We start from the raw sequence: 21,232 nt of genomic DNA, 5'->3' as shown, positions 1-21,232 counted from the left end.
GGTGGCGGGCCGTTCATTCCGGTCCGGCGGTAACGATCTGGGAACGCTCCCAGCGGTCTATTGACACTCCTGTAACCCGCCGGCAGTCTCATGGGAGCGCTCCCGGCGTCCCACGGAAACATGGGCCGGGAGCGATCGACGCCGCCCCGACCACCGTCGGTGCGGCGACGCGCGCAGTACACCCCCACCACAGAACTCCACTGCCTCACCACCGAAAAGAGGGGTCAGGATGAGCGTCACCACGCGGCGTAACCGCTTGGCGGTCGCCGCCCTTGCCGCGATCACCGCACTCGGCGGTCTCACGGCCTGCGGCAACGACGACGAGGGCTCGGTCCAGGCGGACGGCAAGCCCGCCAAGCTGGTCGTCGACACCTTCGGCGAGATGGGCTACGACGAGCTCGTCAAGCAGTACGAGAAGGACACCGGCATCAAGATCGAGCTGCGCAAGACCGCCCAGCTCGGTGACTACCGGCCCAAGCTGGTCCGCTACCTGGCCACCGGCAAGGGCGCGGGCGACGTGGTCGCCCTGGAGGAGGGCATCCTCAACGAGTTCAAGGCCAACCCGCGCAACTGGGTCGACCTGACCCCGCTGGTCGCCGACCACTCCAAGGAGTTCCTGCCCTGGAAGTGGGAGCTGGGCAAGGCGCCGGACGGCCGGCTGATCGGCCTGCCGACCGACGTCGGCAGCCTCGCGGTCTGCTACCGCAAGGACCTCTTCGAGGCCGCCGGCCTGCCGACCGAGCGGGACCAGGTCTCGGCACTCTGGCCGGACTGGAACGCCTTCCTGGAGACCGGCAAGAAGTACAAGGCCGGCAGCGGCGGCAAGGCCCTGATCGACTCGATCACCGCCGTCTCCAACGGCGTGCTGTTCCAGCAGGGCAGCGACCTGTTCTACGACAAGGAGAACAACGTCATCGCGGACAAGAGCCCGGCGGTGAAGGCCGCGTGGGACACCGCGCTCTCGATGACCGAGATCTCCGCCAAGGCGGCCACCTGGTCGCCGGAGTGGTCGGCCGGCTTCAAGCAGGGCAGCTTCGCCGCGACCTTCTGCCCGTCCTGGATGCTCGGCATCGTGGCGGACAACTCCGGCCCGGCCAACAAGGGCAAGTGGGACGTGGCCGCGGTGCCGGGCGGCTCCGGCAACTGGGGTGGCTCGTGGCTGTCCGTGCCGGAGCAGAGCGCGCACCAGAAGGAGGCCGCCAAGCTGGCCGAGTTCCTGACCAACGCCACCAGCCAGGTCGAGGCCTTCAAGCTCAAGGGCCCGCTGCCGACCAACCTGGAGGCCCTGAAGAACCAGGACTTCCTGAACTACACCAACGAGTACTTCAGCAACGCCCCGACCGCCAAGATCTTCGGTGAGAGCGTCGCCGGCATCCAGCCGGTCCACCTGGGCCCGAAGCACCAGGCGGTCAAGGAGAACGCGCTCGAGCCGGCCCTGCGGTCGTTCGAGAACGGGCAGGCCAGCAAGGAGAAGGCCTGGGAGCAGTTCACGAAGGACGCCGCCACCCAGGGCGCCTTCTGAGTCAGTCCCATCCGGTGGCGTTCGGGAGGCACTCCCGGACGCCACCGGTCGGTCCCCCCTCCGCGTACCACCCTGTGCGAGGACCCCCGGGCCTCGCCGGGAAAGGATTCCGCATGAGCGAGCGTAAGCGAGCGAGTCATCGATTCAGCGCCGTGGTGCCCCATGGCGGCACGGAGCGTAGCGGAGTGCCGTCATGAGCCTGTCGGCACCGACGGCCACGCCGTCACCAGCAGCACCGCCGCCCCGGGAGTCGGCCTCCCGGCCCCGCAAGGGACACCTCTTCACGCGCCTGGACCTCAAGTACTCGCCGTACCTCTACATCGCGCCGTTCTTCCTGATCTTCGGGGCGTTCGGGTTGTACCCGATGCTGCGCACCGCCTGGATGTCGCTGCACGACTGGGACATGATCGGCGACCGCTCCTTCATCGGGCTGGACAACTACACCCGCCTGATGCAGGACGAGTACTTCTGGAACGCGCTGGTCAACACGTTCGGCATCTTCGCCCTGTCGACCATCCCGCAGTTGCTGCTCGCGCTCTTCCTGGCGAACCTGCTCAACAGCACCCTGCTGCGGGCCAAGACCTTCTTCCGGATGGCCATCTTCATCCCGAACGTCGTCTCGGTGGCCGCCGTGGCGATCGTCTTCGGGATGCTCTTCCAGCGTGACTTCGGCCTGTTCAACTGGCTGCTCAGCTTCGTCGGGGTCAGCCCGGTCGACTGGGACGCCGGCAAGCTCAGCTCGTGGACGGCGATCGCCTCGATGGTCAACTGGCGGTGGACCGGCTACAACACGCTGATCCTGCTCGCCGGCATGCAGGCCATCCCCAAGGACCTGTACGAGGCCGCCGCGCTCGACGGCGCCAGCCCGTGGCGGCAGTTCTGGCAGATCACCCTGCCCATGCTCAAGCCGACCTTCGTCTTCGTGGTCATCCTCTCCACCATCGGTGGCATGCAGCTCTTCACCGAGCCCCTGCTCTTCGGCAACGGCGTGATCCTCGGTGGCGACCAGCGGGAGTTCCAGACCCTGGCGATGTACATGTACGAGATGGGCATCACGAACCTGAACACCGCCGGCTACGGCGCCGCCGTCGCCTGGGCGATGTTCCTGATCATCGTCGTGGTGTCGCTGTTCAACTTCGTACTCGTCCGCCGCTCGGCCAAGTGAGGAGCGACCCATGATCTCCGCTTCCCAGCGCCTGTGGCGCACCAGCCCGTTGACCTACGTCGCGCTCGTCATCGCGGCCCTGATGTCGATCTACCCCTTCTACTACATGGTGGTGATCGGCACCCGCAGCCTTGACCAGATCAACGACGTGCCCCCGCCGATGCTCCCGGGCGGGGAGTTCGGCGCGAACTTCGGCCGGGTCCTCGACAACGACGCGGCGAACTTCCTCAAGGGCATGCTCAACTCGATCATCGTCTCCTCGGTGGTCACCCTGTCGGTGGTGATCACCGGCTCGCTCGCCGGCTTCACCTTCGCCAAGCTGAAGTTCCGGGGCCGCAACGCCCTGCTGCTGGCGATCGTCGTCACCATGATGATCCCGACCCAGCTCGGCCTGATCCCGCTCTGGGGCATGATGCAGACCCTGGGCTGGTACGACAGCCTGTACGCGGTGACCGTGCCGTTCCTGGTCAGCGCCTTCGGCGTGTTCATGATGCGGCAGTACGCCAGCCAGGCGATCTCCGACGAGCTGATCGAGGCCGGCCGGATGGACGGGGCGAGCACCTTCCGGATCTACTGGAACATCGTGCTGCCGGCGCTGCGTCCGGCGGCCGGGGTGCTGGGTCTGCTCACCTTCATGGAGACCTGGAACTCCTTCCTCTGGCCGTACGCGATCCTCAGCCCGGAGAACCCGACCCTCCAGGTGTCGCTCTCCTTCCTGTCGTACGCCTACTACACCGACTACTCGCAGGTCTTCGCGGCCACGGCGATCGGCACCATCCCCCTGGTGCTCGTCTTCCTCGTGTTCGGCCGCCAGATCATCGGCGGGATCATGGAAGGTGCCGTCAAGTCGTGAGCAACCCAGCAGGCCCACCCGCCGTCGGCGTGCTCGACCAGGGGCCGCAGCTGTCCTTCCCACCCGGGTTCCTCTGGGGCGCCGCCACGGCGGCGTACCAGATCGAGGGGGCGGCCACCGAGGCCGGGCGCAAACCGTCCATCTGGGACACCTTCAGTCACACCGAGGGGCGGGTGGTCGAGGGGCACACCGGTGACGTGGCGTGCGACCACTACCACCGGGTGGCCGAGGACGTCCGGCTGATGGCCGAGCTGGGGCTGAAGTCGTACCGGTTCTCGGTCGCCTGGCCCCGGGTGCAGCCCACCGGCTCCGGCCCGGCCAACCAGCAGGGGCTCGACTTCTACCGGCGGCTGGTCGACGAGTTGCTGGCGCACGGCATCGAGCCGTGGCTCACCCTGTACCACTGGGACCTGCCGCAGCCGCTGGAGGACGAGGGTGGCTGGCCGGTCCGGGACACCGCCGGGCGGTTCGCCGACTACACCCGGCTCGTGGTGGACGCCCTGGGGGACCGGGTCCGGTACTGGACCACCCTCAACGAGCCCTGGTGCTCGGCCTTCCTCGGGTACAGCTCCGGGGTGCACGCCCCGGGGCGGACCGACCCGGCGGCGGCCGTCCGGGCCGGGCACCACCTGATGCTCGGGCACGGGCTCGCGGTGCAGGCGCTGCGGGCCGGCCGCCCGGACGCCGAGGTCGGGGTGACGGTCAACCTGTACCCGGTCACCCCGGCCACCGACGCGCCCGGTGACGTGGACGCCGCCCGACGCATCGACGGCCTGGCGAACCGGTTCTTCCTCGACCCGCTGCTGCGCGGGTCGTACCCGGCGGACCTGCGGGCCGACCTGCGGGCGGTGACCGATTTCGGTCACGTGCGCGACGGCGACCTGGCCGTCATCGCCACCCCGCTGGACCTGCTCGGCGTCAACTACTACAGCCGGCACGTGGTGACCGCGCCGGCCGAGGGGGCGGAGCGGTCCGGCCCCTCGGACTGGCCGGGCAGCGCGGACGTCCGGTTCGTCAAGCGCGGCGTGCCGGTCACCGACATGGGCTGGGAGATCGACGCCCCCGGGCTGGTGGAGACGCTGCGCCGGGTACACGACGAGTACACCGACCTGCCGCTGTACGTCACCGAGAACGGGTCGGCCTTCGTCGACACGGTCGTCGACGGTCGGGTGGACGACGCCGACCGGTTGGCCTACTTCGACTCCCACCTGCGGGCCGCACACGCCGCGATCTCGTCCGGTGTGCCCCTGCGGGGGTACTTCGCCTGGTCACTGTTGGATAATTTCGAGTGGGCCTGGGGATACACGAAGAGGTTCGGGATGATCTACGTCGACTACGACAACGATCAAGCCCGCATCCCCAAGTCCAGCGCCAGGTGGTACGCCGAGGTGATCCGACGCAACGGTCTGGCCGCACAATAAGGCGAGGGCCAGCCCAGTAAGGGGCGGCTCCGGCGCCTTTCCCCGCCGGGGGTGACGCCGGAACCGCCCGATGTCGGAGGAGCAGACCATGACAACGCAGCGCACCCGGTCGCTCGGGCGCCCGACCCTCGACGCGGTCGCCGCCCGGGCCGGCGTCGGCCGGGGAACGGTGTCCCGGGTGGTCAACGGCTCGCCCCAGGTGAGTCCGGAGGCCCGGGCCGCGGTGCAGCAGGCCATCGCCGAGCTGGGGTACGTGCCGAACCGGGCGGCCCGCGCGCTGGTCACCCAGCGTACCGACTCGGTGGCCCTGGTCGTGTCCGAGTCGGGGGAGCGGGTCTTCACCGAGCCCTTCTTCGCGGCCATCGTCCGGGGCATCAGCTCCGGCCTGCTGGAGACGCCGATGCAGCTCTGGCTGGCGATGGCCCAGTCGCCGGTGGAGCGCGAGCGCGTCGAGCACCACCTGACCAACCAGCACGTGGACGGCGTCCTGCTGCTCTCGCTGCACGACGCCGACCCGCTGCCCACCCTGCTCGAGGAGCGCGGGCTGCCGACCGTGCTCGGCGGCCGGCCGGCCCGGATGCTGCACCCGTCCGCCACCCCCGGCTGGTTCGTCGACGTCGACAACGTCGGCGGCGCGCGACACGCCGTGGAGTACCTTTTCGGTCAGGGGCGGCGCCGGGTCGGCACCATCGCCGGCCCCCAGGACATGGGGGCCGGGCTGGCCCGGCTGACCGGGTACCGGGAGGCGGTGAAGGCCGTCGGCGCCGGCATCAACCCCGACCTGATCGCCTACGGCGACTTCAGCGAGGGCAGCGGCACCGCCGGCATGCGCCGGCTGCTGGCGTCCTGCCCGGACCTCGACGCGGTCTTCGTCGCCTCCGACCTGATGGCGTTCGGCGCGCTGCGGGCGCTGCGCGAGGCGGGGCGGCGGGTGCCGGAGGACGTGGCCGTGATCGGCTTCGACGACGCGCCGGTCTCCCGGCAGGCGGAGCCGCCGTTGACCACCGTCTTCCAGCCGATCGAGGAGATGGGCCGGCAGATGGCGCTGCTGCTGGTCGCCCGGATCCGGGGCGAGGAGGTGCCCTCGCCGCACGTCCTGCTCGACACCCACATGGTGCGCCGCGAGTCCGCCTGAGCCGGCGACCGGCCGGTCGCTGGCCGGGGACGGCCCGGCGTGGTCAGCCGGGGGTGGCCCAGCGGCGCAGTTCGCGCCGGGCCAGCGAGGCGCGGTGCACCTCGTCCGGGCCGTCGGCGAGGCGCAGGGCGCGGGCCTGGACCCAGAGCCCGGCCAGCGGGGTGTCCTGGCTGACCCCGGCGCCGCCGTGGGCCTGGATCGCCTTGTCGATCACCCACTCGGCCATCGCCGGCGTGACGATTTTGATGGCCTGGATCTCGGTGTGCGCCCCCTTGTTGCCCACGGTGTCCATCAGCCAGGCGGTCTTGAGCACCAGCAACCGGGCCTGCTCGATGCGGACCCGGGACTCGGCGATCCACTCCCGGACCACGCCCTGCTCGGCCAGCGGCCGGCCGAAGGCGACCCGTTCGGCGACCCGCCGGCAGAGCAGCTCCAGGGCCCGTTCGGCCATCCCGATCAGCCGCATGCAGTGGTGGATCCGGCCGGGACCCAGCCGCGCCTGGGCGATCGCGAATCCGGCGCCCTCCGCGCCGACCAGGTTCTCCGCCGGTACCCGGACGTCGGTGAAGTCGATCTCCGCGTGCCCGCCGTGCGGGCCGTCGGTGTAGCCGAAGACCGTCAGGCCCCGGCGTACCGTCACCCCCGGGGTGTCCCGGGGGACCAGGATCATGCTCTGCTGCCGGTGCCGTTCGGCGTCCGGGTCGGTCTTGCCCATCACCACGAAGACCGCGCAGCGCGGGTCCATCGCCCCCGACGACCACCACTTGCGGCCGGTGACCACGTACCCGTCGCCGTCGCGGACGATGCGGGTGGCGATGGTGGTGGCGTCGGAGGAGGCCACGTCGGGCTCGGTCATGCAGAACGCGGAGCGGATCTCGCCGGCCAGCAGCGGCAGCAGCCAGCGTTCCCGCTGCGCGGCGGTGCCGAACTCGGCGAGCAGTTCCATGTTGCCGGTGTCCGGGGCGGCGCAGTTGAGCGCCTCCGGGGCCAGGTACGGGCTGCGGCCGGTCAGCTCGGCGAGCGGGGCGTACTGGAGGGTGGTCAGCCCGGCGCCGTAGCGCCGGTCGGGAAGGAAGAGGTTCCACAAGCCGCGCCGGCGCGCCTGCGCGCTCAACTCGGCCAGCACCGGTGGGCGGGACCACGGGTCACCGGCGGCGGCGACCTGCGCGGCGTGCACCGGCTCGGCCGGGTACACGTGCTCGACCAGGAAGTCGGTCAACTCCGCGCGCAGCCGCCGCGTACGGTCGTCGTACCCGAAGTCCATCAGCGCTCCCCGGCGGCGGTCAGTCCGTGCTCGACCAGCGGGGCCACCAGCTCGCCGATCCGGTCGAAGCCCGGGCCCAGGGTCTGCCCGTGGGTGTGCCGGTAGTGGATGCCCTCGCAGATCACCGCCAGTTTGAAGCAGCCCAGTGCGACGTGCCAGTGCAGCGGCCCGACGTCGACGTCGCTGCGGCCGGCGTACCGCTCGACCAGCTCGGCGCCGGTGGGGAAGCCGGCCCGGGGCCCGAGGCCGTCGGCGACCGGGTTGCCCGCCCCGGCATCGCCGTCCCCGAGCACGTCCCAGTACGTCACAAGCAGCCCCAGGTCGGCCAGCGGGTCGCCGACGGTGGCCATCTCCCAGTCCAGCACCGCCCGGATGCCGACCGGGTCGACGCTGGCCAGGAGGTTGTCCAGCCGGTAGTCCCCGTGCACGATCCGCCCGGGGTGGTCGCACTCGGGGACGGTCGCGGCGAGCGCGTCACGCAACTCGTCCACGCCGGGCAGTGGCCGGCTGCGGGACCGCGCCAACTGGCCGGCCCAGCGCCGGACCTGCCGGGCGAGGTACCCCTGCGGGCGGCCGAAGTCGCCCAGCCCCACCGCCGCCGGGTCGATCGTGTGCAGCGCGGCCAGCGTGTCCACCATCGCCAGGGCCAGCTCCCGGCGCTGCCCGTCGTCGAGCCGGTCGGTCTGGGACCGGGTCCGGAACACCTCCCCGGCGACCCGTTCCATCAGGTAGAACGGTGCCCCGATCACCGCCGGGTCGGTGCAGAGCAGCAGCGTACGGGGGACCGGCACGCCGGTCGGGGCCAGCGCCGCGAGCACCCGGAACTCACGCGCCATGTCGTGCGCGGTGGCCAGCACGTGCCCCAGCGGCGGGCGGCGCAGCACCACCTCCCGGTCGCCGGCCCGCAGCAGGTACGTCAGGTTCGACCGGCCCCCGGTGACCAGCTCCGCCCGCAGCGGCCCGGCGCCCAGCTCGGGACGGTGCTCGGCGAGGTGGAGCCGGAGCCGGTCCAGGTCGAGCCCGTCCGGTGCCGCACCGGTCGGCCCGTCCCCGGCCGGTGCCTCGTCCGGTGGTGCGATGGCCGGATCGGTCATTCGGACAGTTGATGGCACCGGGTCCGGGATGTCAAGGCGAAGAGTTTCACCCGGGGTTATCCAGCCGCAACAGGGGCGAAATGGTCATCGGGCAGGCTGGTGCCCAGCCTGCCGACTCGGCCGGCGCGCCGAGTGGAGGGGACAGTCATGTTGCTGAGAGTACGGGTGACCCTGCCGGACCGGCCCGGAACCCTCGGCCAGGTGGCCCGCACCCTCGGGGTCTCCGGCGCGGACATCGTCCAGGTGGTGGTGCTGGAGCGGCTCGGCGGGCGGGCGGTCGACGACTTCACCGTGGTCTGGCCGGGGGTGGCGCGCGTGGAGCGGCTGCTGGCCGGCCTCGCGGCGATTCCCGGCGTCCGGGTGGACGGCGTGTGGCGGGCGATCGGCGCGCCCACCACCACCGGCCAGGACGCGGAGCTGCTGGCCCAGGTCGCGGCGAATCCGACCGACGGCCTGGCCACCCTGGTGGACGCGGTGCCCGGCCTGCTCGCCGCCGACTGGGCGGTGGCCGCGGTCGTGCCGCTGGACTGGGCCTCCCGGGCCGGTGGCGGCCAGCCGACGGTGGCGCACGCGAGCTGGCGGGCCCCGGCACCGCCCCACCTGCCGGAGGTGACCCCGCTGCGGGCCCGCGCGCTGACCACGGCCGACGGCGCGCACTTCGCGGTCGCCCCGTTCGGCCGGGCCGGGCTGGTGCTGGTGGTGGCCCGGGACCACACCGACATCCTCACCCCGGCGGCGTTCCACACCACCGAGGTCGACCGGCTGGCGCAGCTCGTCCGGGCCAGCGCCGTCATCCTCGGTGACCGGCTCGACCTGGTCGGCTCGCCCCCGCCGGTGGCCGCCGGCTCCTGACCGCCGGGCGCCAGCCCGGCCCCGCACGTCGGCTCGACCCCGGTTCCGGGGCCGAGCTGCGGCCCGGTTCCCGGTACGGGATCACCGGGCCGCGGGCCGACCCCGGTTCGGGGTCGGCCCGATTCGTGTGCCCGTACCGGCCCGGCCGCCCGTCCTCGGTGCCGGCGGCGTCCGGACCTGCGGAATGTGACCTACGCCCGGTCCCGGGACGTCACCGTCGGGCAACGCCCCGGCAACAGCCGCCGGTCAGGGTCGTAGGCGGGGAAGGGAGTGAACATGGCACTGTGGCGCATCCGGGCGACCGTGGACGACCGGCCGGGCTACCTGTCGGTGCTCACGGCGAGCCTCGCCCTGCGGGGGGTCAACATCCTCACCGTGCAGGTGCACACCACCGAGGCCGGCGCGGTCGACGACTTCCTCGTCGACGCACCGGACTCGCTCACCGAGACCGAGTTGCTGGCCGCCGTGGAGCGCGGCCGGGGGCGTAACTGCTGGGTGGCCCGCAGCGAGGCGCGCGGCCTGGCCGACCAGCCGACCCGGGTGCTCGGCCTGGCCACCCGGCTGGTCCGTGACCCGGAGGCGGCCGGCGAGGCGCTGCGCGTCCTGCTCGGCGCGGACGAGGTGAGCTGGCGGCCGGAGCCGGCCGTCGACGGGCCGGGCATCGGCGACACCACCATGCGCCTGGCCGACCCGACCGGCGGCACGTACACGCTGCGCCGGCTCGCGCCCAGCTTCACCCCGGCCGAGTACGCCCGCGCGCAGGCCCTGGCGGAGTTGGCCGCCGCCGTCGCCCGGCGGGCCGTCGAGCAGGTCGCCCTGGTCCTCCCCGACGGCGCCGAGGTGGGGGTCCGCCCGGCGACCGGGGACGACGTGCCGGCCCTGGTGAGCCTGCACGAGATGTGCTCGGCGCGCAGCCGGCAGCGGCGGTACCTCGGCGGGGCGGGGCTGCCCCCGGTGGCGCGGCTGCGCCGGCTGGCCGAGCCGGAGCGGGGCCTGACCCTGCTCGCCACTGACGTCGACGCCCCCGGTGAGCCGGTGGTCGCGATGGCGAACCTCCTCGGCGAGGGCGACGAGGCCGAGGTGGCGCTGCTGGTCCGCGACGACTGGCAGCGGCGCGGGCTCGGCACCGCCCTGCTGCGGCGGCTGGTCCGGCACGCCGAGCAGTCCGGGTACGCCGCGCTGGTGCTGCACACCCACGCGGAGAACGTGCCGATGCTGCGGACCCTGCGCCGGCTGGGCCGCCCCGCGCCGGTCGACCGGGACGGCCCGGTGCTCACCGTGACCGTCCCGCTGCCGGTCACCGCCCCGACCACGGGCTGACCACGGCCTGTCCGCGCCACGGCCTGTCCGCGCCACGGCCTGTCCGCGCCACGGCCTGTCCGCGCCACGGGCTGACCGCCGCCCCCGCCACGGGCCCGGCCGCCGCCCGGCCGCCGCCCGGACGGCGAGCCGACGGAGAGCGAGCCGACCGGAGGGTCAGCCGAAGAAGAAGCCGGCGCGGCGGTGCCCCGACACGCAGAACCGGTTGCCCTCCGGGTCGGCGAGGACCACGTACGGCAGCACCCCCGGCTCGGGCTCGGTCGGGTAGTACGCCCAGTCGATCCGTCGGGCCCCGAGCGCGACCAGCCGCGCCACCTCCTCGTCCAGGTCCGTCTCGCCGGCGTGCAGGTCGAGGTGGATGCGGGGGAAGTCCGGGGCGGGGCTCTCGCTGAGGTCCAGCGCGATGGCCGAGCCCGGCTGGCCGGGCGGCGGTTCGAGCACGATCCACTCGTCGCCGGGGTAGCGGGGCGGCCGGCGGACGTACCCGAGGGCGGCGCCCCAGAAGGCGGCGGCCCGTCCGCAGTCGGTGACGCCGAGCGATATCTGTTCGATCATCGACATCTGTCGACGGTAGCCGGGCGGGAGCGGGTTTCCCACCATGTCGACGGTCGGACTGTTGGGCTTCCCAACCAGGCCACCGACTCGATACATTGTCTGACATCCATGGGAGCGCTCCCGCGTATCCTCTCCGGACCCCACCACCACCGCCCCCGGCAGCTCCGAGGTGTTGCCCGACGCCGTCCCGCGTCCCCTCGGAGCTGCCGGGGCACCCTTCCGACAGGAGCCCACCCGATGCGCCACCGCACCCGGCCGTCGCGCGGCCGTCCCTGGCTGCGCCGACTCCTCGCCGTCGGCACCGCGCTGACCAGCGGCCTCGCCCTCGCCGTCACCGCGCCGCCGGCCGTGGCCGCCTCGGCCGCTGCGGCGCCCACCTTCAACTACGCCGAGGCGCTGCAGAAGTCGCTGCTCTTCTACGAGGCGCAGCAGTCCGGCGAGTTGCCCGAGTGGAACCGGGTCTCCTGGCGCGGCGACTCGGCGCTGACCGACGGCGACGACGTCGGTCTCGACCTCACCGGTGGCTGGTACGACGCCGGTGACCACGTGAAGTTCGGCTTCCCGATGGCGTTCAGCGCGACCATGCTGGCCTGGGGCGCGGTCGAGTACCGCGACGGGTACGTCCAGTCCGGACAGTTGACCCACCTGCTGAACAACCTGCGCTTCGTCAACGACTACTTCATCAAGGCGCACCCGTCCCCGAACGTCCTCTACGGTCAGGTCGGCAAGGGCGACGACGACCACAAGTGGTGGGGCCCGGCCGAGGTGATGCCGATGGCCCGGCCGGCGTACAAGATCGACGCGAGCTGCGGCGGCGCGGACCTGGCCGGGGAGACGGCGGCGGCGATGGCCGCCTCGTCGATGGTGTTCCGCCCCACCGACGCCGCGTACGCCGACAAGCTGGTCGGGCACGCCAAGCAGCTTTACACCTTCGCCGACACGGTGCGCAAGAGCTACAGCGAGTGCATCACCGACGCGACCAGCTTCTACCGTTCCTGGAGCGGGTACCAGGACGAGCTGGTCTGGGGCGCGGTCTGGCTGTACCGGGCCACCGGCGACGCCGCCTACCTGGCCAAGGCCGAGAGCGAGTACGACAAGCTCGGCACCGAGAACCAGTCCACCCTGCGGTCGTACAAGTGGACCGTCGCCTGGGACAACAAGCAGTTCGGCGCGTACGTGCTGCTGGCCAACCTGACCGGCAAGCAGAAGTACGTCGACGACGCCAACCGGTGGCTGGACTACTGGACGGTCGGGGTCAACGGGGAGAAGGTCCGGTACTCGCCCGGCGGGATGGCCGTGCTCGACTCCTGGGGCGCGCTGCGCTACGCCGCCAACACCGCCTTCGCCGCGCTGGTCTACAGCGACAAGACCACCGACGCCACCCGCAAGACCCGGTACAAGGACTTCGCCGTCCGGCAGATCAACTACGCCCTCGGCGACAACCCGCGCAACTCCAGCTACGTGGTCGGCTTCGGGGCGAACTCCCCGAAGAACCCACACCACCGCACCGCGCACGGCTCCTGGTGGGACAGCAGCAAGGTGCCGGCCGAGACCCGGCACGTGCTCTACGGCGCGCTGGTCGGCGGCCCGTCGTCGCCGAACGACGCCTACACCGACAGCCGCGACGACTACGTGATGAACGAGGTGGCCACCGACTACAACGCCGGCTTCACCTCCGCGCTGGCCCGGCTCACTCAGGAGTACGGCGGCACCCCGCTGGCCGGCTTCCCGCCGGTGGAGCAGCCCGACATCGACGAGCTGACCGTGGAGACCACGGTGATGCACAACGAGCCCCGGGCCACCGGCCTGAAGGTCATCGTCTACAACAAGTCGGCCTTCCCGGCGCGGGCGCTGACCAACGGGAAGTTCCGCTACTACTTCCGCCCCGACGGCACCGGCCCGATCCAGGTCACCCCCGGCTACACCCAGGGCTGCCCGTCGCCGTCCACCGCGAAGCAGCACTCCGCCGACCTCTGGTACGTCGAGGTCGACTGCACCGGGCACACCATCGCCCCGGCCGGCCAGTCGCAGCACCGGATGGAGGTCCAGTTCAAGGTCGGCGTACCGGAGGGCGGCACCTGGGACTCGTCGAACGACCCGTCGTACCAGGCCACCGCCGGGCCGAACCCGAAGGTCCCGCTCTACGCCGGCAGCACCCGGATCTGGGGCACCGAGCCCGGACCGGCCACCCCGGACACCACCGCGCCCACCACGCCCGGCACCCCGGTCGCCTCCGGGCTGAGCGCCACCGGCGTCACCCTGACCTGGCCCGCCTCCACCGACACCGGCGGCAGCGGCCTGGCCGAGTACGAGATCACCCAGGAGACGCTGGGCAGCGACGCGCTGGTCCTGCACCGGCGCACCACCAACAGCCTGACCCTGACCTCGCTCCAGCCGGCCCGGACGTACCGGTTCTGGGTGAACGCCCGCGACGGTGCCGGGAACCGCTCCCCGTCCTCGCCCCGGGTCGAGGTCACCACGCCCGCCGGCAACGGCCCGGACACCACGCCGCCCACCGTGCCCGGCACCCCGACCGCCTCGCAGGTCGGCCCGAACGGGCTGACCCTCACCTGGGGACCGTCCACCGACAACGTCGGCGTCACCGGGTACCAGGTGTACCGGCAGTCCTGGCCGGTCGCCTCGCTCGTCGCCACGGTCACCGGCACCAGCCACGCGGTGACCGGCCTGAGCCCGGCGACCGCGTACGTCTTCTACGTGGTCGCCCTCGACGCGGCCGGCAACCCGTCGGGCCCGTCGCCCACCGTCACCGTCACCACCGCCGACCCGCCGGTCGGCGGCGCGTGCAGGGTCGGGTACACCACCAACGACTGGAGCAGCGGCTTCACCGCCACCGTCACGGTCACCAACACCGGCACCACCCCGCTGACCGGCTGGACCCTCGGCTGGACCTTCCCGAACGCCGGGCAGAAGGCCGGCCAGGCATGGTCGGCGACGGTCACCCAGACCGGTACGGCGGTGACCGCGACGAACCTCTCCTACAACGGGGCGCTCGCCCCGGGCGCGTCGACCAGCTTCGGGTTCAACGGCACCCACACCGGGGCCAACCCCAAGCCGACCGCCTTCACCCTCAACGGTGTGGCCTGCACCGTGGCCTGACCGCGTACCGCCCGGGCCGGTCGCCGTTCCCCACGAACGGCGACCGGCTCGCGGTGCTTGTGCTGCCCCTGCTGTCCGCGCCGCCCCACTGCCCGCCTGGCCCCGCTGCCCCGTGCTCCGGTGTCCTCGCTGTCTCTGCCGCTGTCCGCGACGTCTGGGTGCCGTCCGCCCTCGTTGCGGTCGTTGGCCGACGGCGTCGCCCCAGCCGCGCTGCTGTCGGCGTCGTCCGCGCCGCAGCAGGGTAGGCGGTCGTTCGTCTCAGGTCGGAGACCAGCCGGCGGCGACGAGCGCGCGGCGCAGCGTCCGTGCCACCTCGTCCGGCCGGGTGCGTACCAGCCAGGCCGGGAAACGGAGGATCCGGTCGCCGGCGGTCCAGACGTCGTTCTGCCGCTGCATGTCCGCCGCCCAGTGCCGAACGTCCATGTGGTGCGACCCGTCGATCTCGACGTGCAGTCGCCAGCACGGCCAGTACCCGTCCAGCCATCGGGTCCGACCGCCGACGTCGGTCCGCCGGTGCTGCGTCTCGGGTGGCGGCAGGCCGTACCGTCGGCACAGCCGGACGAAGTCGATCTCCGACAGCGCCTCGGCGCCGCCGGTGAGGTCGGCCAGGGTATGCCTGATCAGTTCCCGTCGGGGTGCCCCGGGCAGCTCGGCCAGGACCGCGTCGAGTTCGTCGGGCGTCACCCGCCGCTGCTGGCAGCCGGCGGCCAGCAGGGCGGTCGCCGTCCGCGCGTCCCGTGCCCACCCGGCCGCGTCCACCAGGGAACGGGCCGTCGTGGTCCGGTTCGGCCGGGCGGCCTGCAGGTGCGTCTCCGGCAGCACGGTCGTGCGGCGTACCCGGACCGCCGGCGTTTCGAGCGGCAGCCGGCGCAGCAACTCCCGGCCGGGCCGGCGGTGCGCGGGTACGAGCACCTGCACCGTTTCCCGGGGCAGTCCCCGGACGCCGGCCTCGGCTGCTGCGGTCGCACCGGCCAGCACCGCGCCCGGACCGGCCACCAGGACGGCCACCCAGAGCTGTTGGTCCCGGGTGAGCTGACCGTTGCCGGTGAGCAGGATCCCCCGGCAGATGGCCCGCCACCGTCCGGATCGGATGTTCCCCCGCACCCGGCCCTCGCTGAGGGTGCCCCGGGCCTGGGCGGTGGTGAGGACGCCGGCCTGCTCGAACGTCAACCAGGCCAACTCGTCGGCCCCGTCACCGGGCGGCATCGACCTCATCACCCCACTCTTCCCCCAACCACCCCACCCCACCCCGCCACCCCACCCCCCACCCACCGCCGCTCGCGCCGCTCACCGCCGTCGATCTTCGGGATCTTGGACAGGTGTCGTGCGGAGCGGACGGAAACTGTCCACGATCTCGGCCGGAGAGGGCGCGGCGGTGGCGTTGTGGTGCGGGTTCGACGGGAGCTGTCCAGGATTCCGGTGGAGAAAGGGGGGCGCGGCCGTGGCACCGGGGGGTGCCACGGCCGCGCCGGGGGGTGGGGCGAGTAGAGCTGAGAGGTCAGCGGTCGTACGTGTCGGAGACGATCGCGAAGCCCCGGTTCCAGGTCTTGGAGTCCTCGCTGTCGGGCCGGTACGCCCGCTCGATGTTGCCGGCGGAGTCCACCGAGAACCAGTGGACCTTGGTGCCGTACGGCACCGTGATGGTCTCGCCGCCCTCACGGATGCCGCCGGAGGCGTAGAGGGTCGAGGCGTAGGTCGGCTTGCTGCTGTCCAGGGTGTAGAAGACCGCGGCCGGCTCGCTCGTCTCGAAGGTGATGTCGACCATGCCCGTGGTGGCGCTGTGCTTGGTGTGCAGGGTGCTGGTCGGGCGCTTCTTGTCCTTGTCGTGGTCGCGCGCCACCCGCATCAGCTCGACCAGACCGTTGGAGTACTCCATGGTCTGCTCGTGCGCCTCGGTGAAGGTCGGCTGGAAGGAGGTGCCGACCTCGAAGTTCCAGGCGTAGATGCCGTACTTGTACCAGAGCATGTCGCCGGAGTTGCCCGCCGCCGAGTAGAGCACGTCGGAGATCGGGCCGGTACGGGCCGGGGTGACCGCCAGGTTCCGGTGCCGCTTGATGGCGGTCAGGATCCGGGAGGACGCGCCCCAGAAGTACGACTCCTCGGCCAGGGTCGGGCGCGGCGCGGAGATCCGACCCGGGGTGGCGTACGAGCCCGGCGACCACATGAAGTAGTTACCGGAGGAGTGCAGGTTCATCGCGAACTTGATGTTGGGCCGGCTGGCCAGCCAGTCCAGGTTCTTGTTCTCCGGCTCGGAGAGCTCGCTCGGGCCGGCGTAGGTGCCGCTGGTGCAGCTCGGCGAGGCGCCCGAGTAGCCGTCGAACATGCTGTACTCGGTGTAGTTACGGTTGTTGTCCACACCCCACGAGTTGCGGCTCAGCGCGTCGGCCGGACCGTCCTCGGTGCAGTGGTTGGTCATGTTCTTCCGCTGCGAGGCGAAGTCGTAGAACGAGTAGTGACCGCCGTCCGGGTTGATCGACGGGGCGATCCAGATGTCCAGGCTGCGCAGCAGCGCCTTGGTGTTCTCGTCCGTCTTGTGGTTGCGCAGCAGCCGCTCGGCGGTCTCGATGGTCACCAGCGGCGGCACCCACTCCCGGGCGTGCTCCTGGGCGTAGGCGAGCACACCGGGCTTGGAGCCGTCCCGGAACTTGCCGATCCGCAGCGCGTACACCGGGTGCGGGTCGCGGGAGACGGTGGCCGGGGCGCTCAGGTTGTCGCTCAGCGGGGTGGCCCCGGCCGGCGCGACGACACCGGCACCGGTGTTGCCCCGGTAGGTGTACGCCTTGACCAGGGTGCCGGCGGAGGTGTTGAGGGCCGCGGCGACCTGGGCGGCGGTGCTGGTGACCGCGCCGCTGCCGTCGGTGGCGAGGCTGACCTTGATGGCCTTGTCGGTCACGGTCACGGCGAGGGCCTGGTCGGCCGCGCCCGGGTTGGCCAGCTCGACGGTGATGTCGTTGCCGCCCTCGTGGCCCCAGGCGTGCGAGTCGACCGCGACCCGGCTGGCGTCGGCGGTGCCGAGCACGGCCTGCGCCTTGCGCCGGTAGCCGTTGGTCTTGTGCGGCAGCTCGACCAGCTCGGCGAGCTCGGGGAACTCGTCGGCGAGCCGCTTGATCCGGTCGTACAGCTCGGTGGGGGTCAGGTAGCTGGTGATGAAGTCCTTCTGGTACCCCGGACCCTCCGGGTTCTCGTCGGGGATCGGCAGCCACTCCTTGACCTGCGCGACCGCCACGTCACCGGTGGGGCTGGTGATCTGGATCTTGTCCGGGCGCGAGGTGACGGTCGCGGCGCCCCGGTGGTACAGGTACACGCCGGCGTCGACGAACCGGGAGATGTTCTGGGTGCCGCCGGAGCCCATCTCGGTGCCCGGCCCGCTGTCGCGGGTCACGGTCAGCGTGCTGGTCGAGGTCTGGCCCTGCGCCCACTTCGCCTCCACCGAGAGCACCTGGCTGGTGCCGGAGGTGTAGTAGTCCGCGCGGACGATCTTCACGTCCGAGACGGCGGCGCTCTGGATCAGGTCGGCGGTGAAGGCCCGGTTCTCGGCCTGGTGCTCGGCGATGATCGCCTCGCGCTCGGCGATCCGGTCGTCGGTGTCCTCCGAGTCGTAGAGGGTCTTGCCGACGTTGTAGCCCTGGAGCTTGAGGGCCTGGACCTCGGTCGGGGTGACCACGGCGTGCACCACGATGCCCGCCTCCGTCTGGGAGACGTGGTGGTCGAGGTCGACGCCGGTGGCGACCAGCTTGTCCAGCTCGGTCCGGTCGGCGACGGTCACCTCCACCACGCTCGCGTCCTCGTCGGCGAAGCGTTCGAGGGCGGCGTGGACCTCGTGGGTGTCGTCCGTGGCGGCGGCAGTCACGGCGGTGGCCGGACTGGCCAGGAGGAAGAGCGCCGTCGCCGCGGCGGTGGCCGCGGGGAGACGCTTTCTCCACCGTGGCAGGGAGGAGTGGGACATGTCGCTACCTTTCACTTACGGTGCCGCTGACCCGGAGGGAGACAGGGCGAAGTACCGTCCTCCACAGTGGACGGACGGTCCGGGGTTGTCACCCGGTCACGTCGTGACGGCTGGTCCGACAGCTCCCCCGACGGGCGGGGAACACTGACGGACCTGGGCGTGGCGGGCGAATGTGCAGGTCGTGGCCGTTGGGGGTTGGCCCATCCTGGACGGCGGCGACTTGATCTGTCAATCACCTCTCCGGCCGCCTCACCGCATGTCACACGGCGGCCGAGGGATCGACCCACCGCCATGCCGGGCCCCGACGATCCGAGGTGGAGGTCGGTGGGTCGGTCGGCCATCGCCCGCCCGGCCGCAACGCGGCGGCGGTCGGCCGGAGCGCCCCTACCGATCGGTGGATCCGAATTTACCGCATAACCGCTCAAGCGCCGCGATCCCCATGCTGGCGAGGCGGGTCCCGGGGCCCGGTCCCCGCCCGCCGTCCGGCGGTCCGCCCACCCGCCGTGCCGGACACGCGCCAGCGGTCGCCCGGGGCCGGTCCACCGACGGACAACCACCGGTTCCGCCAGGGTGCGGCTCAGCCTGGCGGGTACGCCGGCACCGCCGGTGGTCCAGGCCGTACGCCCGGGTGCCGGCCGCACCCCACCCGCCGCACCGCGCCAGCGGTGGCCGGTGGCCGCACGGCGACGGCTCCAGCGACGGCCCGGTGCCGGCCCGGCGGTGACCCAGCGGTGGCCCGGTGCCGGTCGAGCGGTGCCGGCCCGTGCGGTGGCCGGGTCGCGGCCTGGTGGTGGCCGGCGGTCAGCCCCGGAACTCGCCGTGTTCGACGCAGACCGCCGACCAGCCGGCCGGCAGGATCTGCACCTTCATCCGACGGCGGCACCGGGCGCAGAACCGGGGCGGCTCCAGCGCCCGCGCCGCCGCGCACGCCGGGTGCGGGCCGGACCGCGCCGGCTCGCCGCACCGGTCGCACCAGGGCGGCGGCACGTCGCCGCCCACCGTCGTGGGGTCCGGCACGCTCACAGCGTCGCGGAGAGCGCCTTGACCGGCATCTTCAGGTCGTCGAGCAGCTTCAGGTCCTCCGTCGCCGGCCGGCCCAGCGTGGTGAGGTAGTTGCCGACGATCACCGCGTTGATGCCGCCGAGCAGGCCGTCCCGGGTACCCAGGTCGCCCAGGGTGATCTCCCGGCCGCCCGCGTACCGCAGGATGGTGCGCGGCATCGCCAGTCGGAACGCGGCGATCGCGCGCAGCGCGTCCTTGCCCTCCACCACGGGGCGGTCACCGAGCGGGGTGCCGGGGCGGGGGTTGAGGAAGTTCAGCGGGACCTCGTGCGGGTCCAGCTCGGCGAGCTGCGCGGCGAACTCGGCCCGCTGCTCCACCGTCTCGCCCAGGCCGAGGATGCCGCCGCAGCAGACCTCCATGCCGGACTCGCGGACCATCCGCAGGGTCTCCCAGCGCTCCTCCCAACTGTGCGTGGTGACCACGGTGGGAAAGTACGAGCGGCAGGTCTCCAGGTTGTGGTTGTAGCGGTGCACCCCCATGTCGACCAGCTCGTCGACCTGCTCCTGGGTGAGCATGCCCAGCGACGCGGCGACCTGGATGTCGACCTCCGCCCGGATCGCGGCCACGCCCTCGCGCATCTGCTTCATCAGCCGGGCGTCCGGACCGCGTACCGCGGCGACGATGCAGAACTCCGTCGCGCCCGTGGCCGCGGTCTGCTTGGCCGCCTCCACCAACGAGGGGATGTCCAGCCAGACCGACCGCACCGGCGAGGTGAACAACCCGGACTGGGAGCAGAAGTGGCAGTCCTCCGGGCAACCGCCGGTCTTCAGCGAGACGATCCCCTCGACCTCGACCTCCGGCCCGCACCAGCGCATCCGGACCTCGTGGGCGAGCTGGAGCGCGGCGGGCAGGTGCTCGTCGGGCAGGGTGAGCACGGCGAGGACACCGGCTTCGTCGAGGCCGACGCCGGTCTCCAGCACCTGGGCCCGGGCCTGGTCGAGGATCTCTGGCATGGCTCGTACCCTACAAGGCCCCGGGCAGCGGAGGAACGGCCGCCAGCGGCCGGCCGGTGCGCCGTACGGGCCCGCCGGGACCCCGCGAACCCGCGGCGGGCAGGCGGTGGGGCGAGGGGTCGCGCGGCGTCGCCGCGCCACGCCGGGGCGGCGGCGGGTGGCCGTGACGCCACGCCGGTACGGGTCGGACAGGTGGTAATTTTCGCCCGGGCGGCCCGGGGTGTTCCGACCCCGGCGGGAAGCGTTCGCGGCGATCCGGTCGGCGCGGGAGGGAGTGGCGGTGGCGGACTGGCTGGCGGCGCTCGACCGCCGTGCCGAACTACGGGCCCGCGCCGGGCTCACCCGGCGGCTGCGTCCCCGACCGGCCGACGACGTCGTGGTCGACCTGGCCGGCAACGACTACCTCGGCCTGGCCCGCCACCCCGAGGTCACCGCCGCCGCGACTCGGGCGCTCGCCGGGTACGGGCTGGGCGCCACCGGCTCCCGGCTGGTCCGGGGCTCCACCGAGGCCCACCACGACCTGGAGGCGGCCCTCGCCGACTGGCTCGGCACCGGGCGCAGCCTGGTCTTCTCCTCCGGGTACCTGGCCAACCTCGGCGCGATCCGGGGCCTCGTGCAGCCCCGCACCCTGCTAATTGCCGACGCCCACAACCACGCCTCACTGATCGACGGTTGCCGGATCTCCGGCGCGGAGACCGTGGTCACGCCGCACGGTGACGTGGCGGCGGTGGCGCGGGCGTTGGCCGGGGCGCCGGGGCGACCGGCGGTGGTGGTGACCGAGTCGGTCTTCTCCGTCGACGGTGACCTCGCCCCCCTCGCCGACCTGCACGCCGTCGCCCGCCGGCACGGCGCGGTGCTGCTCGTCGACGACGCGCACGCGCTCGGGGTGCTCGGGCCGGGCGGGGCCGGCGGGGTGGCCGCCGCCGGCCTGGCCGGCGCGCCGGACGTGGTGGTCACCGCGACCCTCTCCAAG

General features: G+C 72.6%; 16 protein-coding genes. 9 read left to right on the top strand and 7 right to left on the bottom strand.

The genetic code is table 11. The annotated features are described in order from the left end of the window. Positions 1-229 precede the first annotated feature (229 nt). From AWW66_RS25455 to AWW66_RS25435, 5 genes are all read left to right on the top strand, one after another. The gene (locus tag AWW66_RS25455) at positions 230-1,522 is read left to right on the top strand and encodes an ABC transporter substrate-binding protein (protein WP_067371274.1); all 1,293 of its coding nucleotides are present in this window, start codon (positions 230-232) and stop codon (positions 1,520-1,522) included. Between the two features lie 193 nt (positions 1,523-1,715). After that, positions 1,716-2,687, top strand: coding sequence for a carbohydrate ABC transporter permease (locus tag AWW66_RS25450; protein WP_067371272.1), 972 nt, complete (start codon positions 1,716-1,718; stop codon positions 2,685-2,687). A 10-nt stretch (positions 2,688-2,697) separates the two neighbouring features. Then, positions 2,698-3,540: a carbohydrate ABC transporter permease gene (locus AWW66_RS25445; RefSeq protein ID WP_067371270.1), complete on the top strand. Its 843-nt coding sequence runs from the start codon at positions 2,698-2,700 to the stop codon at positions 3,538-3,540. Next, positions 3,537-4,961 (top strand): GH1 family beta-glucosidase, encoded by a 1,425-nt coding sequence (locus AWW66_RS25440; protein ID WP_067371268.1) that lies wholly within the window; start codon positions 3,537-3,539, stop codon positions 4,959-4,961. Before AWW66_RS25445 ends, AWW66_RS25440 begins: the two co-directional genes overlap by 4 nt. 88 nt (positions 4,962-5,049) lie before the next feature. Further along, positions 5,050-6,096, top strand: coding sequence for a LacI family DNA-binding transcriptional regulator (locus tag AWW66_RS25435; RefSeq protein WP_067371276.1), 1,047 nt, complete (start codon positions 5,050-5,052; stop codon positions 6,094-6,096). A gap of 43 nt (positions 6,097-6,139) precedes the next feature. Here AWW66_RS25435 and AWW66_RS25430 read toward each other — a convergent pair whose 3' ends face one another. Further along, a complete protein-coding gene (locus AWW66_RS25430) occupies positions 6,140-7,360 on the bottom strand; it encodes an acyl-CoA dehydrogenase family protein (protein WP_067371266.1) in 1,221 nt (406 codons plus the stop codon). Then, positions 7,360-8,454 (bottom strand): phosphotransferase family protein, encoded by a 1,095-nt coding sequence (locus AWW66_RS25425; protein WP_067371264.1) that lies wholly within the window; start codon positions 8,452-8,454, stop codon positions 7,360-7,362. Before AWW66_RS25425 ends, AWW66_RS25430 begins: the two co-directional genes overlap by 1 nt. A 147-nt stretch (positions 8,455-8,601) precedes the next feature. Between AWW66_RS25425 and AWW66_RS25420 the strand changes: the two genes are divergently transcribed. Together AWW66_RS25420 and AWW66_RS25415 are read left to right on the top strand one after the other, a co-directional pair. Continuing rightward, positions 8,602-9,306: an ACT domain-containing protein gene (locus AWW66_RS25420; RefSeq protein ID WP_067371262.1), complete on the top strand. Its 705-nt coding sequence runs from the start codon at positions 8,602-8,604 to the stop codon at positions 9,304-9,306. Positions 9,307-9,582: 276 nt separating this feature from the next. Continuing rightward, entirely contained in the window at positions 9,583-10,626 is a 1,044-nt protein-coding gene (locus tag AWW66_RS25415) for a GNAT family N-acetyltransferase (RefSeq protein ID WP_067371260.1), read from the top strand. A gap of 156 nt (positions 10,627-10,782) precedes the next feature. On the opposite strand, the gene AWW66_RS25410 is transcribed toward AWW66_RS25415, so the two are convergent. Next, positions 10,783-11,187 carry a VOC family protein gene (locus tag AWW66_RS25410; RefSeq protein ID WP_067371258.1) on the bottom strand — a complete coding sequence of 135 codons (405 nt, stop codon included), beginning with the start codon at positions 11,185-11,187 and terminating at the stop codon, positions 10,783-10,785. A 231-nt stretch (positions 11,188-11,418) separates the two neighbouring features. On the opposite strand from AWW66_RS25410, the gene AWW66_RS25405 reads away from it, so the two are divergent. Further along, positions 11,419-14,298 (top strand): glycoside hydrolase family 9 protein, encoded by a 2,880-nt coding sequence (locus AWW66_RS25405; RefSeq protein WP_067371256.1) that lies wholly within the window; start codon positions 11,419-11,421, stop codon positions 14,296-14,298. A 258-nt stretch (positions 14,299-14,556) separates the two neighbouring features. On the opposite strand, the gene AWW66_RS25400 is transcribed toward AWW66_RS25405, so the two are convergent. The 4 genes from AWW66_RS25400 to bioB all read right to left on the bottom strand — a co-directional run bounded on the left by AWW66_RS25400 (position 14,557) and on the right by bioB (position 20,259). After that, positions 14,557-15,513: a PDDEXK family nuclease gene (locus AWW66_RS25400; RefSeq protein WP_067371254.1), complete on the bottom strand. Its 957-nt coding sequence runs from the start codon at positions 15,511-15,513 to the stop codon at positions 14,557-14,559. A 283-nt stretch (positions 15,514-15,796) separates the two neighbouring features. Then, a complete protein-coding gene (locus AWW66_RS25395) occupies positions 15,797-18,244 on the bottom strand; it encodes a M14 family zinc carboxypeptidase (protein WP_067371252.1) in 2,448 nt (815 codons plus the stop codon). 801 nt (positions 18,245-19,045) lie between these two features. Then, the gene (gene bsaP / locus AWW66_RS25390; RefSeq protein ID WP_067371249.1) at positions 19,046-19,261 is read right to left on the bottom strand and encodes a biotin synthase auxiliary protein BsaP; all 216 of its coding nucleotides are present in this window, start codon (positions 19,259-19,261) and stop codon (positions 19,046-19,048) included. A gap of 2 nt (positions 19,262-19,263) precedes the next feature. Next, positions 19,264-20,259: a biotin synthase BioB gene (bioB, locus tag AWW66_RS25385; protein ID WP_067371247.1), complete on the bottom strand. Its 996-nt coding sequence runs from the start codon at positions 20,257-20,259 to the stop codon at positions 19,264-19,266. 280 nt (positions 20,260-20,539) lie between these two features. Here bioB and AWW66_RS25380 point away from each other — a divergent pair. Further along, positions 20,540-21,232: aminotransferase class I/II-fold pyridoxal phosphate-dependent enzyme (locus tag AWW66_RS25380; protein ID WP_157527918.1), on the top strand; the 693-nt coding region annotated here is incomplete at its 3' end.

This window comes from Micromonospora rosaria, from assembly GCF_001567585.1.
GTDB classification, from domain to species: Bacteria; Actinomycetota; Actinomycetes; order Mycobacteriales; family Micromonosporaceae; genus Micromonospora; species Micromonospora rosaria.
The sequence above is the reverse complement of the archived record's forward strand: the minus strand, read 5'-3'. Positions and strand labels throughout refer to the sequence as shown.

Coding starts and splice junctions, on each gene's coding strand:
- AWW66_RS25410 (WP_067371258.1), bottom strand. CDS start 11,187: ATGTCGATGATCGAACAGATATCGCTCGGCGTCACCGACTGCGGACGG.
- AWW66_RS25435 (WP_067371276.1), top strand. CDS start 5,050: ATGACAACGCAGCGCACCCGGTCGCTCGGGCGCCCGACCCTCGACGCG.
- AWW66_RS25420 (WP_067371262.1), top strand. CDS start 8,602: ATGTTGCTGAGAGTACGGGTGACCCTGCCGGACCGGCCCGGAACCCTC.
- bioB (WP_067371247.1), bottom strand. CDS start 20,259: ATGCCAGAGATCCTCGACCAGGCCCGGGCCCAGGTGCTGGAGACCGGC.
- AWW66_RS25430 (WP_067371266.1), bottom strand. CDS start 7,360: ATGGACTTCGGGTACGACGACCGTACGCGGCGGCTGCGCGCGGAGTTG.
- AWW66_RS25395 (WP_067371252.1), bottom strand. CDS start 18,244: ATGTCCCACTCCTCCCTGCCACGGTGGAGAAAGCGTCTCCCCGCGGCC.
- AWW66_RS25400 (WP_067371254.1), bottom strand. CDS start 15,513: ATGAGGTCGATGCCGCCCGGTGACGGGGCCGACGAGTTGGCCTGGTTG.
- AWW66_RS25445 (WP_067371270.1), top strand. CDS start 2,698: ATGATCTCCGCTTCCCAGCGCCTGTGGCGCACCAGCCCGTTGACCTAC.
- AWW66_RS25415 (WP_067371260.1), top strand. CDS start 9,583: ATGGCACTGTGGCGCATCCGGGCGACCGTGGACGACCGGCCGGGCTAC.
- AWW66_RS25450 (WP_067371272.1), top strand. CDS start 1,716: ATGAGCCTGTCGGCACCGACGGCCACGCCGTCACCAGCAGCACCGCCG.
- AWW66_RS25405 (WP_067371256.1), top strand. CDS start 11,419: ATGCGCCACCGCACCCGGCCGTCGCGCGGCCGTCCCTGGCTGCGCCGA.
- AWW66_RS25425 (WP_067371264.1), bottom strand. CDS start 8,454: ATGACCGATCCGGCCATCGCACCACCGGACGAGGCACCGGCCGGGGAC.
- AWW66_RS25455 (WP_067371274.1), top strand. CDS start 230: ATGAGCGTCACCACGCGGCGTAACCGCTTGGCGGTCGCCGCCCTTGCC.